1 pseudogene is annotated in these 402 nt (G+C 64.2%); it reads left to right on the forward strand.

The features are described from left to right. Positions 1 to 402: pseudogene (locus D4A39_RS17305) on the forward strand (polyribonucleotide nucleotidyltransferase); the annotation flags it as partial.

Raw genomic sequence — 402 nt, forward strand, 5'->3', positions numbered from 1 at the left:
GCAGGCGGTTCTGCCGGCGGCGACGGACTTCCCCTACACCATTCGTCTGGTGTCGGAGATCACCGAATCCAACGGCTCGTCCTCGATGGCATCGGTCTGTGGCGGGTCGCTGTCCATGATGGATGCGGGCGTACCGCTGAAGGCCCCCGTGGCCGGTGTGGCCATGGGTCTGATCCTCGAAGAGGACGGCTCCTACGCGGTTCTGACCGACATCCTGGGCGACGAGGATCACCTCGGTGACATGGACTTCAAGGTCGCGGGTACCGAAGAGGGCATCACCTCGCTGCAGATGGACATCAAGGTCGCGGGCATCACGCCCGAGATCATGGAGAAGGCGCTGGAGCAGGCGAAAGCCGGGCGTCTGCACATCCTGGGCGAGATGTCCAAGGCACTGAGCGAGGG

Origin of the sequence: Alcanivorax profundi, from assembly GCF_003597125.1 — a bacterium.
GTDB classification, from domain to species: Bacteria; Pseudomonadota; Gammaproteobacteria; order Pseudomonadales; family Alcanivoracaceae; genus Alcanivorax; species Alcanivorax profundi.